Here is a 1,622-nt window from a genome sequence, read left to right on the forward strand (position 1 = left end):
AATGTTAGCGCAGTAATCGGCGGTTGCCGAAAATCGCGCCGAAGAAACAAGAGATCATTAGTTGTGGCACAGTAGCATTGACGCTGCAAAAGCCGTTAGTTCAATGGTGCATATTTGCCCGAATGTTAGCGTGGTTATGGGTTACGTCATCGATATTGGTGAATCTCTGAAGGGAGTTTTCCTTTGAGTGATATCCCGTTTAAGAGATTGAGCAAGACGACGTACTCGACGCAGTGTCATTTTTATCCATCGTATTCATGCCACTATGGAGGAAATAATGTCTCAATGCAAACCTCGTCAGCCGAGCAAACTTAAGCTTTCATCTGCAAGTATTCATATCACCCATCCCAATGCTGCTGGAATCGATATTGGCAGTGGCGCACACTTTGTTGCTGTGTCACCGGAAAGGGATGATCAGCCAATACGTGAATTCAAAAGTTTCACTTGTGACCTCAACGCGATTGCTGATTGGCTAGCCGTATGTAAAATTGACACGGTCGCGATGGAGTCCACGGGCGTGTACTGGATTCCCTTATTTGAGTTACTTGAATCGCGTGGCTTTACGGTCTTTTTGGTCAATGCGCGTCACGTCAAGAACGTCTCTGGTCGTAAATCGGATGTCCTTGATTGCCAATGGTTGCAACAACTAATGAGCTATGGTTTATTGAGCGGATCGTTTCGTCCCACAGAAGAAATATGCGTCTTACGCTCCCTATGGCGGCAACGCAGCATGCTTTTACGTGACCAAGCTCGTCAAGTACAACATATGCAAAAAGCGCTGACACAAATGAACATCCAGCTTGCCAATGTTATTTCCGATATTGTCGGCACCACGGGGCAACAAATACTCAGAGCGATTATTGCCGGCGAGCGCAATGGCGTTACGCTCGCAAAAATGCGCAATGGGCGTATTGTTGCAAGCGAAGATGAAATTGCCAAAAGTTTACAAGGCAATTGGCGCGCCGAACACCTGTTTATTCTCAAGCAAGCAGTGGGGCGATTTGACTTTATCGGCACACAATTGGACGAGTGTGATCAGGAAGTTCAGCAGCAATTAATTGCGTTGCAAATGCACGATCGCGAACCTGGCAAAGGAAAAAGAGGCGGCTCACGCAACGCACCCGCTTACGATTTGCGAACCCGCCTATTCAAAGTGTGTGGAGTTGATTTGACACGCATTGATGGCATCAACGTCACCACCGCGATGGCAGTGATTTCCGAAACCGGCACTGACATGAGACGTTTTCCAAGCACAGGCCATTTCACGAGTTGGCTTGGTTTATGCCCTGGCACCAAAATCACTGGTGGAAAAATGATGAGTGGCAAAACCAAGAAAGTGGTGAATCGCGCAGCGCAAGCACTTAAACTGGCGGCAGCATCCCTGCGTCGCAGTCAATCATCACTAGGCGCTTATTACCGCCGACTGTGCTCACGCATGGATAAACCAAAGGCAGTTACAGCAGTAGCGCATAAATTGGCAAGACTCATTTATACGATGCTCACCAAGGGCGAAGAATATACCGATCAAGGGCAAGAATACTACGAAGAACGCTACCGCGAACGAGTGCTACATCATCTAGCTCAAAAAGCTGAAAAAATGGGAATGAAACTGGTCTTAAATG

General features: G+C 47.4%; 1 protein-coding gene. It reads left to right on the forward strand.

Annotated elements, in window-relative coordinates; translation table 11 throughout:
• Positions 1-277: 277 nt before the first annotated feature.
• The coding region (locus tag MJ769_RS00775) for an IS110 family transposase (protein ID WP_239233940.1) at positions 278-1,622 on the forward strand (1,345 nt) is incomplete at its 3' end.

The organism is Candidatus Nitrotoga sp. BS (assembly GCF_927797785.1).
Taxonomy (GTDB): Bacteria; Pseudomonadota; Gammaproteobacteria; order Burkholderiales; family Gallionellaceae; genus Nitrotoga.